The following is a 14,725-nucleotide window of genomic DNA, read 5'->3' on the forward strand; positions in this document are numbered from 1 at the left end:
GATCTGTCGGGGTCGCATCCCATTGCTGCGCAACGGGCTCTGACCCCTTCGTGGAATTCGCGCAGTGCAAGACCGATCCCTGCTACTCCACGTCCCCCAGCAGCGCCTGCAACCCCGGCAGCCACTGCTTGCCGGGATGCCGTACCAGCCACAGCGTGCGCTGCAGGGCCGGCAGCGGGGTTTCGAGCACGCGCAGGCGGCCCAGGGCCAATGGCTCTTCCAGCGCGTGACGCGAAAGACAGGCCAGGCCGAGGCCGGCGATGGCGGCCTGCTTGATTGCTTCGGTATTGCCCAGCTGCAGGGTCTGGGCGAAGCCACGCAGGTGCGGCAGCAGCGCCTGTTCGACGGCTTCGCGGGTGCCGGAGCCTGGCTCGCGCAGCAGCCAGCGTGCGCGGCGCAGTTCGTCCAGCGACCAGCTGGCGGGGGCATCGGCGGCAGCCACGATCACCAGCGGGTCCTGCTGCCAGGCGGTCACCTGCAGGCCGCGCTCGTGGCACGGGCCTTCGATCAGGCCGGCGTCCACGTCCAGGCGCTGCACGGCAGCGACCACGCCGGCACTGTTGTCGATGCGCAGGTCGACCTCGGCCTGCGGCGCCTGCCGCAGCAGTTCGGCGATGCGTGGCGGCAGCAGGTAATTGCCGATGGTGGTACTGGCGGCCAGCACCAGCCGCAGCGGTGCCCCCTGCGATGGGTCGCCGCCGGCGGCCAGCTGACGCTCCAGGTCGGCGGCGTTGACCAGCAAGGTGCGCGCCGGCTCCAGCAGTGCGCGGCCATGCCCGTTCAGCGCCAGACGGCGGCCGATGCGGTCGAACAGCGGGGTGCCGAAGTGCGCCTCCAGCTCCTGCAGGGCGGCGCTGCTGGCCGACTGCGAGAGCGCAATGGCCTGGCCGGCAGCGGTGGTGCTGCCATGGTCGGCTATGGCGACGAAGACCTGCAGCTGGCGCAAGGTCAGGCGCATGGCACTTACCTTCTTGATGGGTAGGTTTCACCAATATTATTCGTTTTACAGGTCAGCGACAGACGCGCACGCTTGCCCCATCACTCCAGCCTTGCCCCTGCCATGAATGCCCCTGCCCTCTCCCCCTGGTCCCTGCCCGCCTTGCGCCAACGCTGGCAGCCGCGTCTGCCCGGTCTCGTGCTGGTAGGCCTGATCGCGGCGGCGTCGCTGTATCTGGCCGAGCTTCCGTGGCTGCAGGCACATGGCTTGAGCGCGCTGACCGTGGCGATCGTCGCCGGCATCGTGGTTGGCAACACCTTCTACCCGCGGCTGGCACCGGGCAGCGCGGCCGGTGTCGGCTTCTCCAAGCACTGGCTGCTGCGCGCCGGCATCGTGCTGTACGGGCTGCGCCTGACCTTCCAGGACATCGGCCATGTCGGCGTCACTGGCGTGCTGATGGACGTGCTGGTGGTTGCCAGCACCTTCGGCCTGGCTTGCTGGCTGGGCGTGCGCGTGTTCAAGATGGAGCGCGAGGCAGCGATGCTGATCGGCGCTGGCAGCGCGATCTGCGGTGCGGCAGCGGTGATGGCCGCCGAGCCGGTGGTGCGTGGCCGCGCTGCGCATGTCACCGTCGCGGTCTCGACGGTGGTGGTGTTCGGCACGCTGGCGATGTTCCTGTACCCGGTGCTGTATGCGCTTGTGCAGTCGCACGGCTGGCTGCCAATGGACGCGCGGCAGTACGGCCTGTTCACCGGTGCGACGGTGCACGAAGTGGCACAGGTGGTGGCGGCCGGCCGTGCGGTCAACGAAGCGGCAGCTGACACGGCGGTGATCACCAAGATGGTGCGGGTGATGCTGCTGGCGCCGTTCCTGATCGCGCTGTCACTGTGGCTGGCCCGTGGCGGCAAGGCCAGCGCCGATGGCAGCAAGGCGCGCATCGTGGTGCCGTGGTTCGCGTTCGGTTTCGTGGCCGTGGCCGGTTTCAACTCGCTGCATCTGCTGCCGGCCGGCCTGCAGGCCGGGCTGGTGCAGCTGGACACGGTGCTGTTGGCGATGGCGATGGCCGCGCTGGGCCTGACCACCCACGTCTCGGCGCTGCGCCAGGCAGGCCTGAAGCCGCTGCTGCTGGCGCTGATTCTGTTCGCCTGGCTGCTGTTCGGTGGCCTGGCGATTCATCAGGGCGTGCTGGCGTTCCTGGGCTGAGGAAGAGCGTGCCGACCAAGGTCGGCACCCACATGGATGAAGGCCCTGTGGCAGGGACCTGCCGCGCGGACGGGTACAATGCGCCATGACTGACTTCTCGACCCTGCCACTGAGCCCGGCCCTGCAGCCCGGCCTGGATGCCCTCGGCTATACCACCCTCACCCCCGTGCAGGCGCAGAGCCTGCCGGCCATCCTGGATGGCCGCGATGTAATCGCACAGGCACCCACCGGCAGCGGCAAGACCGCCGCCTTCGGCCTGGGCCTGCTGCAGTCCATCGACCCCAGCCTGATCCGCGTGCAGGCGCTGGTGCTGTGCCCGACCCGCGAACTGGCCGACCAGGTCGGCAAGCAGATCCGCAAGCTGGCCACCGGCATCCCCAACCTGAAGCTGTTGCTGCTGGTCGGCGGCGTGCCGCTGGGCCCGCAGCTGGCCTCGCTGGAAGGCCATGACCCGCACGTTGTGGTCGGCACGCCCGGCCGCGTGCAGGAGCTGGCACGCAAGCGCGCGCTGAATCTTGGCGCGGTGCGCACGCTGGTGCTGGACGAGGCCGACCGCATGCTCGACATGGGCTTCGAGGAGCCGATCCGCGAGATCGCCGGCCGCACCCACAAGGACCGCCAGAGCCTGCTGTTCTCGGCCACCTTCCCCGACAGCATCCGCGCCATGGCGCGTGACCTGCTGCGCGATGCGGTGGAAGTGACCGTGGAAGGCGCCGACCAGGCACCGGCCATCCGCCACCTGTTCTGCGAGGTGGAACCGGCGCATCGCCAGAAGGCGCTGGCCGGCCTGCTGCTGAAGTACACGCCGGAATCGGCGGTGGTGTTCTGCAACACCCGCAAAGACGTGGACGAAGTAGCCAACTCACTGCAGCAGTTCGGCTTCTCCGCGCTGGCCCTGCATGGCGACATGGAACAGCGCGACCGCGAGGAAGTGCTGTTGCTGCTGGCCAACCGCAGCTGCAACGTGCTGGTGGCCAGCGACGTGGCCGCACGTGGCCTCGATGTGGAAGATCTGGCGGCAGTGATCAATTACGAGCTTCCGACCGACGTGGAAAGCTACCAGCACCGCGTCGGCCGTACCGGCCGTGCCGGTGCCAGCGGCCTGGCGATCAGCCTGGTGGCCGGCCGCGAGAAGACCCGCGCCGAAGCCATCGAAGCGCAGATGGGGCAGCCGCTGGACTGGCAGAAGACGCCGCTGGCAACCTCGCGCCCGGCCGAACTGCCGCAGGCCGCGATGCGCACGCTGCGGATCGACGGTGGCAAGACCGACAAGCTGCGCCCAGGCGACATCCTCGGTGCGCTGACCGGTGATGCCGGCCTGTCGAGCAAGTTCATCGGCAAGATCGCGATCTTCCCGACCCGCTCCTACGTGGCGATCGCCCGTGAGCAGGCCAACAAGGCAGTGGCCAAGCTGGAAGCCGGCAAGATCAAGGGCCGTCGTTTCCGCGTGCGGATGATGTGATTGAAGCAGCGTTGCCAACCACGGTTGGCAATGATCTGACCTGGTAGTGGCCAACCTTGGTTGGCCCATCCGTGGCGTCAATCGCGAAAAGCGCTGCCAACCAAGGTTGGCAACTACCGGTTCCCGGCCATTCGCTCTGGTAGATGCCAACCTTGGTTGGCACCTGCCCTTCGATCAGAACACCAGTTCGGTGTGCAGCGGCAGATCCGATTCCCAGCGGGCGCGACCACCCAGGCCGTCCAGTTCGACCAGTACGCCTGCACCGACCACATCAACGCCCAGGCGGCGCACCAGCGACAGCGCAGCGACCAGCGTGCCGCCAGTGGCCAGCACGTCGTCGATGATCGCCACGCGGGCCCCGGCCGGCAGCGCGTCGGCGTGCACTTCGATGCAGTCACTGCGGTATTCCAGCGTGTATTCCTCGCGCAGCACCTGGCCCGGCAGCTTGCCCGGCTTGCGCACCGGCACGAAGCCCACGCCCAGCTCCAGCGCCATCGCGGCACCGAGGATGAAGCCACGCGATTCGATACCGATCACCGCGTCCAGCTTCTGGTCGCGCCAACGGTCGGCCATCGCGGTGATGGCACCGCGGAAGTCCTCGCCATGGGCGAGCAGCGGCATGATGTCCTTGAAGAGGATGCCGGGCTTGGGGAAGTCGGCGATGTCGCGCAGGCGGGAGGCCCACTGCGGAGCGACGAGGGCGTCGGTCATGTCACGTTGGCTATCTGATGGCGGCATAGGGTACCTGTTCCGGGCGCCGGCTGCCTGTTGGGGGTGTTCGGCCGGGCTGCGCCCGGCACCTGCGGTAGTGCCGGCCGCTGGCCGGCAACCTCAACGGCAACAGCAAAGGCAACAGCGGGTTTCCTGTGGGATGGCGGGCATTGCTTTCTGTAGATCCACGCCATGCGTGGATGAATCTTCATCGAAATCTATTATTTCGAAGATTGAACGAAGAGCATCCACGCATGGCGTGGATCTACCGTGTCGACCAAGGTCGACACCTACCCACAGCCGCGGGAATCTGCCGGAGGTGGGGCGGTGTGGGGCTGCAGGACCGTTGGCGCCATGGATGGCGCCATCGAGCCCCCATGGACGGGTTTACGGCGTGTCCTGCAGCCCCGCACCGTCCCGCCAGACCATCAGCAATCCAGAGCCGCTTTGGCTTTGGCCGTTGCTTGCGCGGTGGCCTCTGCAGGTGCAGGGCGCAGCCCTCCCGCCCCCCCCCCTCAGGAACTGCAGGACAGCATCGAGCAGCCGGCGCGGTTGTCGGCCCACGCCGGGCGCTTGCCGGCGAAGTGTTCCAGCCCTGCACGCTCGGTGTATGGATCGCGCAGCACGTCCTGCAGTGCGTGAACACCGCCGAGGTCACCCTGCTCTGCGCGGTCGATCGCCTCCTGGGCCAGCCAGTTGCGCAGCACGTACAGCGGATTGGCCGCGACCATCTTCGCCGCGCGCTCACTGGCCGAAAGTGGATCGGCCTGCAACCGCGCCGCGTAGTCCTGCAGCCACTGCTGCAACGGCGCCTGCACCGCCTGCTGGCGCGACTCGTCGTAGTACACCGCATCCAGCACGCCCACGTCTGGCGCCGCTGGATCAACCCGCATCAGTGCACGCCAGGCCAGGGTCATATCCATGCCGCCGTCCTGCATCAGCTGCTGCCAGCGCTGGTAGAGCCCCAGGTCGTCATCGTCGGCGGCGGCCAGGCCCAGCTTGGCTGCGGCATCGCGTCGGGTGCAGGCCACGAAGGTGGACTGGTAGGCCGCCAGACCGGCCTGCAGCGGCGCCACATCGGCAAACAACGGCGACAGCGCCTGCGCCAACCGGCTCAGGTTCCAGTACGCCACCTGCGGCTGGGTACCGAAACGATAACGGCGGCCCTGTGCGTCGGTGGTGTTCGGCGTCCAGTCCGGGTCGAAGTCCTCGACCCAGCCATAAGGACCGTAGTCGAGCGTGAGGCCGAGCACGGACAGGTTGTCGGTGTTCATCACGCCATGCACGAAACCGACGCGCATCCAGTGCGCGATCATCTCGGCAGTGCGCACCGCGATCTGCGCGAACCAGTCGCCGTACAGCGCCTCACCCTGCCCTTCAAGCTCCGGAAAGTCGCGGGCGATGCACGCGTCGACCAGCTGCCGCAACAAGGCAGTTTCGCCGCGTGATGCTGGCAGTTCGAATGAACCAAAGCGCAGGAACGAGGGCGATACCCGGCACACGATGGCGCCGGGCTCGGCACGCGGGTGGCCGTCGTAGAACATGTCGCGTACCACGTCTTCGCCGGTGCCGACCAGCGACAGCGCGCGCGTGGTCGGTACGCCCAGGTGATGCATCGCTTCGCTGCACAGGAATTCACGGATGGATGAGCGCAGCACTGCGCGGCCATCAGCACCCCGCGAATACGGCGTGGGACCGGCACCCTTCAGCTGCAGTTCCCAATGACGGCCATCCGGTGCGACCAGTTCGCCCAGCGAGATCGCGCGGCCGTCGCCGAGCTGGCCCGCCCAGTGGCCGAACTGATGGCCACCGTAATTGGCCGCCCACGGCTGCATGCCGGCGTACAGCGCATTGCCGCCGAACACCTGCGCGAAGCCTTCGCTTTCGACTTCAGCCGTATCGAAGCCAAGCATCGCGGCGACGTCCGGCGCCCAGGCCAGCAGCGTGGGCGCCGCCACTGGAGTCGGCATCACCGGCGACCAGGCCGCGCCCATCACTTCGCGGCGGCGCGGGCCGGATTCGGGGTCGCCCGGCAGGGTGTGCAGCAGGCGGTTGTCGAAACGGGGACTGTCGGTATCCATGGTGCTGAAGATGGGGACGACCGCCGCCCGCCTCAATTGCCGCTGAGCGCCTGCAGATGACCGCCGTGGGCCTCTGCACGCTGGTAGGCCGGGCGCTCGCCGATACGCTTGAGGAAGCCACGCAGCGCCGGCTTGTCGTCGAGGCCACCGCCGCGCGCGGCGGCCGCCTGGATCGGGAAGCTCATCTGGATGTCGGCCGCACTGAAGCGTTCGCCGGCGAACCATGGGCTTTCAGACAGGCGGCGCTCCATCCAGTCCAGGTGCAGTCGTCGCTGCGGGCCGATGAAGCCACGCTCGGCCTTGTCGGCGATGCTGCGCGCAATCGGGCGGGCGAAGAACGGCATCGGCGCGTTGCGGATGCGGCCCATCACCAGGGTCAGCAGCAGCGGGGGCATCGCCGAGCCTTCGGCGTAGTGCAGCCAGTAGCGGTAGGCGATGCGCTCGGCGCCATCGGCCGGCATCGGTGACGGCGACAGCTGGCGTTGGGTGTCGTAGCGGTCTGCGAGGTAGTCGAGGATCGCGCCGGACTCGGCCAGTACCAGCTCGCCATCCTGCAGCACCGGCGACTTGCCCAGCGGATGCACGTTGCGCAGTTCGGGCGGTGCCAGCAGCGTCTTCGGATCGCGGGGATAACGGCGCAGTTCGTAGTCCAGCCCCAGCTCCTCCAGCATCCACAGCACACGCAGGGAACGGGAGTTTTCCAGGTGGTGGACGATGCGCATGGGGATGATCCTTGGGGAGGCCTGCATCGTACCGCGCCAGCTGCATGCCCCTTGTAGAGTCGAGCGTGCTCGACTGCTTTCCAGAGACAGTCGAGCACGCTCGACTCTACAAAGCAGCAGGCAATAAAAAACGCCGGAAGCTTTCGCTTCCGGCGTTCTGGCTACCAAACGGTAGCAGACGGATTAGACCGCCTGCACCTGGTCAGCCTGCATACCCTTCTGGCCCTGGACGGCGATGAAGGTAACCTTCTGGCCTTCCTGCAGGGTCTTGAAGCCGGTGCCCTGGATGGCACGGAAGTGCACAAACAGGTCCGGGCCGCTTTCCGGGGTAATGAAGCCGAAGCCCTTGGCGTCGTTGAACCACTTGACGGTGCCGGTCTGACGATCAGACATTTGACTAACTCCTGAAACACATGTTGAAAAAATCGCAGCCACCGGGTATCGGGGCCGAGACTGAGTTGCAGGCGTTGGTAAAGCGGATCGATGAGCGGATCGTGAGATCAACTGCACCAGGCCACGATTCACGGTGACCCTAGCAAACACAGTGGGACGAACGATACGCGTGTTTTCTGCAAAAAGCGATAGCCCGGACGTTCATCGGCTGGCCCCGCCCGCTAGACGTGACAAGGGCTGGCAGCCGATCGAGGCTAACCCCGAGTCCCCATTCAGGATTTTCCTACCCTACACTGGGTAAATGACTGAAGCTGAAACCCAAGCTGAACCCGCCCTCCCCCGCATCTGGGTGGACGCGGACGCCTGCCCCACTGTCATCCGCGACATCCTGTTCCGGGCCGCTGAACGCGTTGGCATCGAGCTGACCCTGGTCGCCAACCAGTGGATCCGGACCCCGCCGTCGCGTTGGCTGCGTTCGATCCAGGTGCCCCAGGGCCTGGACGTGGCCGACAGCGCCATCGTCGAACGGGTCGCTGCCGGAGACCTGGTCGTCACCCAGGACATCCCGCTGGCCGCGCTGGTGCTGGAGAAGAAGGCCGTGGCGCTGAATCCGCGCGGCCAGCTGTACACGCCGAACAACATCGCCGAGCGGCTGTCGATGCGCAATTTCATGGAAGAACTGCGCGGCGCCGGGGTCCAGACCGGCGGCCCGCCGCCGCTGGGCCAGCGCGACCGGCAGCTGTTCGCCGCCGAGCTGGACCGCTGGCTGGCCCGACGCCCGGTTCGCTGAACGGCCCTACACGCTCTGGCCGGGCAGGCACAGGCGGCGCTGGCTGCTGAACCGCCGTGGCTCCCCGCTCAATGGGTCATCGAAGGCCAGCCTCTGCGCCAGCAGCTGCAGGGGCGACTCGAACGTGTCACCCCGGCGCGGCCCCAGCTGCGGATACAGGTCATCGCCCTCGATGGGTGCGCCCAACATCGCCATGTGCACGCGCAGCTGGTGCTTGCGACCGGTTTCCGGCTTCAGCCGGTAGCGCCAGATCGGACCCTCGGCCTCGATCGGCTCGATCAGGCTGCGCACATTGGGCTCGCCCGGCACTTCGGCCATGCGGAAGAACGGCTCCCCCGGCACCAGACGGCTGTCCCGCTGCAACGGAAACGCCAGCCCGGGCAGCGCCGGTGCCAGCGCCTCATAGGTCTTCTCGATGCGCCGCTCGCGGAACAGCCGCTGATAGGCATCGCGCGTGGCTGCCTGGGTCGAGAACAGCACCAGGCCGGCGGTCAGCCGGTCCAGGCGGTGCAACGGCGCCAGTTCGGTGTTGCCGGTGCGTGCGACCAGGCGCGACAGCAGGGTTTCGCGCACATACCCACCGGCCGGCGTTACCGGCAGGAAGTGCGGCTTGTCGGCCACCAGCAGGTGCGCATCCAGATGCAGGATGGTCTCGGCGAAGGGAATCACCGGCTCGTCGGCAACCTCGCGGAAGTACTGGATCTCAAGCCCCACCTGCCACGGCATGTCCGGCGCCAGTGCCCTGCCCTGCGCATCCTGCACACGGCCTCGGGCGAAGCGGTCCTGCCATTGCGCGCGACCGATGCGCGGGAAACGCGCGCACAGGCCATCGAGCAGGCTGGGCCAGTGGCCGGGTGGCAGCTGCAGGTGGCTGGGCAGGGTCATGGCGTCCATTCCGGCCACGGGAAAGAGCGCCAAGAGTGCCACCGTTGACGCTGCGCAGACAGCCCGGCAACGGACACCCTTGCAGCAAACCTCTATCATTGACGTCTTTAGTCCACGGATCCCCCATGGCTCTTACCGCCACCATCCGCAAGGCCGAACTGCAGATCAGCGACATGGATCGCGGCTACTACGCGACCCACAACCTGACCCTGGCCCAGCACCCGTCCGAGACCGACGAACGATTGATGGTGCGCCTGCTCGCCTTCGCGCTGAACGCCGGCGACCGCCTGGAATTCGGCCGCGGCCTGAGTACCGACGATGAGCCGGACCTGTGGGAACACGACTACACCGGCGACATCCTGCAATGGATCGACCTGGGCCATCCCGACGAATCCCGCATCCGCAAGGCCAGCAACCGCAGCCGGCAGGTGCAGGTGGTCAATTACGGCGGCAACGCCTCGGAGATCTGGTGGGGCAAGCAGGGCAAGGGCCTGGCGCGCTTCGACAACCTGTCGGTGGTTGATCTCGATGGTGCCTTCGTCGAACTGTGGGGCCAGCAGATCCAGCGCGCGATGCGCTGGAGCGTGCTGATCCAGGACGGTGAAGTGCAGCTGCTCAACGATCAGATGCAACTCGACGTGGTCCCGAACTGGCGCAAGCGCGCCAAGGCATGAGCACGATCCGTTGCGACGTGGTGGTCATCGGCGCTGGCGCGGCCGGGCTGATGACCGCGATCACGGCTGGCCAGCGCGGCCGCCAGGTGCAGGTGATCGACCATGCCAACAAGGTCGGCAAGAAGATCCTGATGTCCGGCGGTGGCCGCTGCAACTTCACCAACACCGGCACCACCCCGGCCAACTTCCTGTCGGCCAACCCGCACTTCTGCAAATCGGCGCTGGCGCGCTACACGCCCTGGCACTTCATCGAGCTGGTCAGCAAGCACGGCATCGCCTATCACGAAAAGGAGCTGGGCCAGCTGTTCTGCGACATCTCGTCCAAGCAGATCGTGAAGATGCTGGTGGACGAATGCCAGGCGGCCGGCGCCCAGATCCGCACCGAATGCAGCGTGCAGCGCATCGAGCACGGCAGCGACGGGTTCCGCGTGCACACCACGCAGGGCCTGTTCCACTGCGCCTCGCTGGTGGTTGCCACCGGCGGCCTGTCGATTCCGAGCATGGGCGCCACCGGCTTTGGCTACGAGATTGCTCGCCAGTTCGGCCATCAGGTGCTGCCGACCCGCGCCGGGCTGGTGCCGCTGACACTCAGCGGCAAGCACCAGGAACGGCTGGCTGATCTGAGTGGTGTCGCCCTGCCGATCGAGGCGCGCTGCAACGGAAAGAGCTTCCAGAACTTCATGCTGCTGACCCATCGCGGCGTGAGCGGCCCGGCGATCCTGCAGATCTCCTCGTTCTGGCAACCCGGCGATGCGCTGGAGCTGGACCTGCTGCCCGGCCAGGATGCCGGCGAGTGGCTGCGCCAGATGAAGCGCGAGCGCCCGGCCGCCGAGCTGCGCACGGTGCTGGCCGAGGTACTGCCGAAGCGGCTGGCGCAGCGCCTGTGCGAGCACTGGCTGCCTGACCGGCCCGTGCGCCAGCTGGACGAGCCGGTGCTGCGCCAGGCCGCGCAGCTGCTGGGCGCGTTCCCGCTGGTGGCCAGCGGCACCGAGGGCTATCGCACCGCCGAAGTCACCCTGGGCGGCGTGGATACCGCCGACGTGTCGTCCTCGACAATGGAATCCAAGCGCGTGCCCGGCCTGCATTTCGTCGGCGAGGTGCTGGATGTGACCGGCTGGCTGGGCGGCTACAACTTCCAGTGGGCCTGGGCCAGCGGCCACGCGGCCGGTGGCGTGGTGTGAACCAGATCGCCGTTCGATGCGTGCAGGGGGCGCGCGCATGGACGGTTCGGCGCGCATCGTGTATCTAGATTCGCAGATTGGGGAGCAGTGCATGCAGAACGCGAACGACATCACCATCCGCCTGCTGATCGTCGATGACAGCGGCGAGAATGCCGAAGCCATCGTCAGTACGCTGCGCAACAGCGGCATCGCGGTGCGCCCTTGGCGTCCGCAGGATGCGGCCGAGCTGTCCCAGGTGCTGTCCAGCCAGGCCATCGACCTGGTGCTGGCGTCCCCCTCGCAGGGCATCCCGCTGCCGCTGGTGGCCCAGCACATCGCCGCCAGCGGCAAGGACATTCCGCTGGTGCTGCTGGCCGATCGCATCGACGAGGACGAGCTGGTGCAGGCCAGCAGCCACGGCATCCGTGCCCTCGCCCTGCGCCAGCGCTCCGAGCATCTGTTGGCCGTGGTCCGCGACCAATGGGTGGACCTGCAGGCCCGTCGCGGCCTGCGCCGCATCGAAGCGCAGATGCGCGAGACCGAGCGCCGCTGCGATGCGCTGATCGCCTCTTCGCGCGATCCCATCGCCTACGTGCACGAAGGCATGCACATCCGCGCCAACGATGCCTACCTGGAAATGTTCGGCTACGAGCAGTTCGACGACATCGAAGGCATCTCGCTGCTGGACATGGTCGCCGCGCAGCATGTGGAAGGCTTCAAGCAGCTGCTGAAGGGCCTGAGCCGTGGCGAGGCGCCGCCGCCGCAGTACCAGCTCGATGCCCGCCACGAGGATGGCAGTACGTTCGCGGCAACCATGGAATTCACCGCCGCCACCTACGAAGGCGAATCCTGCCTGCAGGTGGTGCTTCGCCGCCGCATGGAGTTCGATCCGGAGCTGGCCCGCGAGGTCGAGGACCTGCGCCAGCGCGATCAGGTCACGGGCCTGCTCAACCGCCCGACCTTCATGCTGCAGCTGGAAAGCGCGGTGGCACAGGCCGGCCGCAGCGAAGGCCAGTTCGGCCTGCTGCTGATCGAGCCGGACCACTACGCGCGCCTGCTGCCGGACATCGGCCTGGCCTCGGCCGACGCGCTGATCGGCGCCCTTGCCGGCCTGCTGGCCGAGGTCGTTGGCGAGGACGCGCAGCTGGCCCGCTTCGGCGAACACAATTTCGCAGTGCTGCAGGCCGGGCCCTACGCGCAGACCGTGGCACTGGCCGAGCGCATCCGCGAAGCGTATGCAGCGCATGTGTTCAGCATCGGCGCGCGCTCGGCCACGGTGACGGTCAGCATCGGTGGCGTACAGGTGGGCGAGAAGATCGCCAGCATCGGCCAGGTGCTCGCACGCGCCAGCGAGTGCACGCATGCCGCCGCCGAACTGGGCAATACCTGCCGCATCTTCGACCCGGCTGCGGCCGACCGCGTCGAGGAAGAACGCGTGCTGCGCTGGGTCACCCGTATCCGTGAAGCACTGGCCGGCGACGGCTTCCAGCTGCACTACCAACCGGTGCTGAACCTGCAGGGCGAGCCGCTGGAGCTGTACGAGGCCTACCTGCGCCTGGAGCACAACGGCGAACTGCTGAGCCCGACCGCGTTCCTGGGCATCGCCGAGGAGTACGGCCTGCTGGCGGAGATCAACCGCTGGGTGGTTTCGCAGGCCATCGCCGTACTGGGTCAGCGCGCACGCCAGGGCCACGCCACCCAGGTACTGGTGAAGGTGACGCCGGAATCGTTCGACGACCCCGAGATGATCGCCACCCTGCGGCGCGAGCTGCAGGCGCAGGGCGTGCCCGGCGAACGGCTGTGGCTGCATGCGCCGGAAGCGAAGGTGTTCACCCACCTGCGCAGTGCGCAACAGTTCCTTGCCGAAGTGGCGCCACTGGGCTGCCGCATCGGCCTGGAGCAGTTCGGTTCGGGATTGGACTCGTTCCAGCTGCTCGCCCACTTCCAGCCGCAGTTCCTCAAGCTGGACCGCGGTTTCACCAGCGATCTGGCGGCCACCCGCGAGAACATCGACCGCATCAGCCAGATCACCGCACGCGCGCAGGAGGCCGGCATCCGCACCATCGCCGAGTTCGTCAGCGACGCCAATTCGATGACCCTGCTGTTCAGTGCCGGCGTGGATTACGTGCAGGGCGACTTCGTCGGCCCGGCGCTGCCGGAGATGGGGTTCGAGTTCGGGTGACCGCGGTAGTGCCGGCCGCTGGCCGGCGTCCTTGGTCCCCAGGGTTGCCGGCCAGCGGCCGGCCCCACCAAAAGAGAAGGCCGGCTTTCGCCGGCCTTTTCATTGATCAGGTCATGTCGACCAGATTGTCGATCTTCACGTCCGGATTGACGTCGGCCTCGTAGTCGACACCCTCCACGCCAAAACCGAACAGGCGCAGGAAGTCGGCCTTGTAGCCGGCCAGGTCGCTGATCTCGTACAGGTTCTCATTGGTGACCTGCGGCCACAGCGCGACCACCTTGCCCTGCACGTCTGCCGCCATTTCCTTGTAGTCGGCACGCAGGCGGCCTTCCTCGTCGACCAGCGCGACGGTATGGCCATCGCCATCGACCAGATCGTGGCGCAGGCGATCGATCGCCACGCCGTCGGCCTTGCCGCCGTAGAGGATGTCGTACAGCACGTCCAGCTGCTCGATGCAGCCTTCGTGGGTGCCCTTTTCCTTCATCACCTTGAACAGCAGCGACAGGTAGAGCGGCATGGTCGGAATGGCCGAGCTGGCCTGGGTGACCACGGCCTTCAGCACCGACACGCGCGCGTCGCCGCCGATTTTCGCCAGCTTTTCGCGCAGGCCCAGCACCTTGGTGTCCAGGTCCTTCTTGGCCGCACCGATCGAGCCGTTCCAGTAGATTGCCTGGGTGATCTCTTCGCCCACGTAGGTGAAGGCCGTGGTGGTGCAGCCGTTGGCCAGCACGCCGGCGTCGGCCAGCGCGTCGATCCACATCTGCCAGTCTTCGCCACCCATCACCGCGACGGTGCCAGCGATCTCTTCCGGGGTAGCCGGCTGCAGGGTGGTTTCCGTGATTACTTCCTTGTCGGTATCCAGGCCGCGCAGGGTGATCGGCTCGCCGATCGGCTTCAGCGTGGAGCTGATGACTTCACCGGTCTTGGGGTGCTTGCGACGCGGCGCCGCCAGGCTGTAGACGACCTGGTCGACCTGGCCGAGATCGGCCTTGATCATTTCGATGGTCTTCGCCTTCACTTCATCGGAGAAGGCATCGCCGTTGATGCTCTTGGCGTACAGGCCGGCTTCGTCGGCGTACTTGTGGAACGCGGCCGAGTTGTACCAGCCCGCGGTGCCCGGCTTGGATTCGGTACCCGGGCGCTCGAAGAAGATGCCCAGGGTCGCGGCGCCGCTGCCGAAGGCAGCGGTGATGCGCGCAGCCAGGCCGTAGCCGGTGGAGGCGCCGATCACCAGCACGCGCTTGGGGCCGTTCTGGATCGGCGGACGCGCGCGGATGTAGTCGATCTGCTGCCTGACCGCGGCTTCGCAGCCGGTCGGGTGGGTGGTGACGCAGATGAAGCCGCGGACGCGCGGTTTGATGACCATGGATACCTCGGGTTGGCAGATGCGGCGCACGGGGCGCTCAGCAGGAATACGGGTGCGCGCCTGCGCGCGCGAACCGCAGGATCGTAGTGCGCGGGGGCCGAATGCACAACCGACGCTGGCGTAGGGTGGTGTTTGTTTTGCAGGGTTGCACCCTGCACC

At 67.3% G+C, this 14,725-nt stretch carries 13 protein-coding genes; 6 read left to right on the top strand and 7 right to left on the bottom strand.

Features of this window, described 5'->3' with window-relative positions; genetic code table 11:
* Window positions 1–82: 82 nt before the first annotated feature.
* A complete protein-coding gene (locus AC5P8Y_RS12980; RefSeq protein ID WP_038645894.1) occupies window positions 83–958 on the bottom strand; it encodes a LysR family transcriptional regulator in 876 nt (291 codons plus the stop codon).
* A 102-nt stretch (window positions 959–1,060) separates the two neighbouring features.
* Between AC5P8Y_RS12980 and AC5P8Y_RS12985 the strand changes: the two genes are divergently transcribed.
* Window positions 1,061–2,140, top strand: coding sequence for a YeiH family protein (locus AC5P8Y_RS12985; RefSeq protein WP_111108667.1), 1,080 nt, complete (start codon window positions 1,061–1,063; stop codon window positions 2,138–2,140).
* Between the two features lie 85 nt (window positions 2,141–2,225).
* Entirely contained in the window at window positions 2,226–3,602 is a 1,377-nt protein-coding gene (dbpA, locus tag AC5P8Y_RS12990) for an ATP-dependent RNA helicase DbpA (RefSeq protein ID WP_005409269.1), read from the top strand.
* Window positions 3,603–3,776: 174 nt separating this feature from the next.
* Here dbpA and AC5P8Y_RS12995 read toward each other — a convergent pair whose 3' ends face one another.
* From AC5P8Y_RS12995 to AC5P8Y_RS13010, 4 genes are all read right to left on the bottom strand, one after another.
* Window positions 3,777–4,313 carry an adenine phosphoribosyltransferase gene (locus AC5P8Y_RS12995; RefSeq protein ID WP_005413028.1) on the bottom strand — a complete coding sequence of 179 codons (537 nt, stop codon included), beginning with the start codon at window positions 4,311–4,313 and terminating at the stop codon, window positions 3,777–3,779.
* A gap of 515 nt (window positions 4,314–4,828) precedes the next feature.
* On the bottom strand, window positions 4,829–6,394 hold the full coding sequence (locus AC5P8Y_RS13000) for a protein adenylyltransferase SelO (RefSeq protein ID WP_049433255.1): 1,566 nt from the start codon (window positions 6,392–6,394) through the stop codon (window positions 4,829–4,831).
* 32 nt (window positions 6,395–6,426) lie between these two features.
* Window positions 6,427–7,116, bottom strand: a complete 690-nt coding sequence (locus tag AC5P8Y_RS13005; RefSeq protein WP_005409266.1) for a glutathione S-transferase family protein — start codon at window positions 7,114–7,116, stop codon at window positions 6,427–6,429.
* A 183-nt stretch (window positions 7,117–7,299) separates the two neighbouring features.
* The gene (locus AC5P8Y_RS13010) at window positions 7,300–7,509 is read right to left on the bottom strand and encodes a cold-shock protein (RefSeq protein WP_004153307.1); all 210 of its coding nucleotides are present in this window, start codon (window positions 7,507–7,509) and stop codon (window positions 7,300–7,302) included.
* A gap of 301 nt (window positions 7,510–7,810) precedes the next feature.
* On the opposite strand from AC5P8Y_RS13010, the gene AC5P8Y_RS13015 reads away from it, so the two are divergent.
* On the top strand, window positions 7,811–8,299 hold the full coding sequence (locus tag AC5P8Y_RS13015) for a YaiI/YqxD family protein (RefSeq protein ID WP_033834916.1): 489 nt from the start codon (window positions 7,811–7,813) through the stop codon (window positions 8,297–8,299).
* A 6-nt stretch (window positions 8,300–8,305) separates the two neighbouring features.
* Here the strand turns inward: AC5P8Y_RS13015 and AC5P8Y_RS13020 are convergent, their stop codons facing one another.
* Window positions 8,306–9,184, bottom strand: coding sequence for a pseudouridine synthase (locus AC5P8Y_RS13020; protein WP_049433256.1), 879 nt, complete (start codon window positions 9,182–9,184; stop codon window positions 8,306–8,308).
* A 125-nt stretch (window positions 9,185–9,309) separates the two neighbouring features.
* On the opposite strand from AC5P8Y_RS13020, the gene AC5P8Y_RS13025 reads away from it, so the two are divergent.
* From AC5P8Y_RS13025 to AC5P8Y_RS13035, 3 genes are all read left to right on the top strand, one after another.
* On the top strand, window positions 9,310–9,858 hold the full coding sequence (locus tag AC5P8Y_RS13025) for a YaeQ family protein (protein ID WP_005409263.1): 549 nt from the start codon (window positions 9,310–9,312) through the stop codon (window positions 9,856–9,858).
* Complete coding sequence (locus tag AC5P8Y_RS13030) at window positions 9,855–11,039, top strand: BaiN/RdsA family NAD(P)/FAD-dependent oxidoreductase (RefSeq protein ID WP_033834918.1); 1,185 nt, start codon at window positions 9,855–9,857, stop codon at window positions 11,037–11,039. Before AC5P8Y_RS13025 ends, AC5P8Y_RS13030 begins: the two co-directional genes overlap by 4 nt.
* Window positions 11,040–11,130: 91 nt before the next feature.
* On the top strand, window positions 11,131–13,200 hold the full coding sequence (locus tag AC5P8Y_RS13035) for an EAL domain-containing response regulator (RefSeq protein WP_005413024.1): 2,070 nt from the start codon (window positions 11,131–11,133) through the stop codon (window positions 13,198–13,200).
* A 106-nt stretch (window positions 13,201–13,306) separates the two neighbouring features.
* Here AC5P8Y_RS13035 and fabV read toward each other — a convergent pair whose 3' ends face one another.
* Window positions 13,307–14,566: an enoyl-ACP reductase FabV gene (gene fabV, locus AC5P8Y_RS13040; protein ID WP_049402540.1), complete on the bottom strand. Its 1,260-nt coding sequence runs from the start codon at window positions 14,564–14,566 to the stop codon at window positions 13,307–13,309.
* Window positions 14,567–14,725: the final 159 nt, after the last annotated feature.

Source organism: Stenotrophomonas sp. YJH_SMC_12-1 (genome assembly GCF_059370935.1).

Coding starts and splice junctions, on each gene's coding strand:
- AC5P8Y_RS12980 (WP_038645894.1), bottom strand. CDS start 958: ATGCGCCTGACCTTGCGCCAGCTGCAGGTCTTCGTCGCCATAGCCGAC.
- AC5P8Y_RS12985 (WP_111108667.1), top strand. CDS start 1,061: ATGAATGCCCCTGCCCTCTCCCCCTGGTCCCTGCCCGCCTTGCGCCAA.
- dbpA (WP_005409269.1), top strand. CDS start 2,226: ATGACTGACTTCTCGACCCTGCCACTGAGCCCGGCCCTGCAGCCCGGC.
- AC5P8Y_RS12995 (WP_005413028.1), bottom strand. CDS start 4,313: ATGACCGACGCCCTCGTCGCTCCGCAGTGGGCCTCCCGCCTGCGCGAC.
- AC5P8Y_RS13000 (WP_049433255.1), bottom strand. CDS start 6,394: ATGGATACCGACAGTCCCCGTTTCGACAACCGCCTGCTGCACACCCTG.
- AC5P8Y_RS13005 (WP_005409266.1), bottom strand. CDS start 7,116: ATGCGCATCGTCCACCACCTGGAAAACTCCCGTTCCCTGCGTGTGCTG.
- AC5P8Y_RS13010 (WP_004153307.1), bottom strand. CDS start 7,509: ATGTCTGATCGTCAGACCGGCACCGTCAAGTGGTTCAACGACGCCAAG.
- AC5P8Y_RS13015 (WP_033834916.1), top strand. CDS start 7,811: ATGACTGAAGCTGAAACCCAAGCTGAACCCGCCCTCCCCCGCATCTGG.
- AC5P8Y_RS13020 (WP_049433256.1), bottom strand. CDS start 9,184: ATGACCCTGCCCAGCCACCTGCAGCTGCCACCCGGCCACTGGCCCAGC.
- AC5P8Y_RS13025 (WP_005409263.1), top strand. CDS start 9,310: ATGGCTCTTACCGCCACCATCCGCAAGGCCGAACTGCAGATCAGCGAC.
- AC5P8Y_RS13030 (WP_033834918.1), top strand. CDS start 9,855: ATGAGCACGATCCGTTGCGACGTGGTGGTCATCGGCGCTGGCGCGGCC.
- AC5P8Y_RS13035 (WP_005413024.1), top strand. CDS start 11,131: ATGCAGAACGCGAACGACATCACCATCCGCCTGCTGATCGTCGATGAC.
- fabV (WP_049402540.1), bottom strand. CDS start 14,566: ATGGTCATCAAACCGCGCGTCCGCGGCTTCATCTGCGTCACCACCCAC.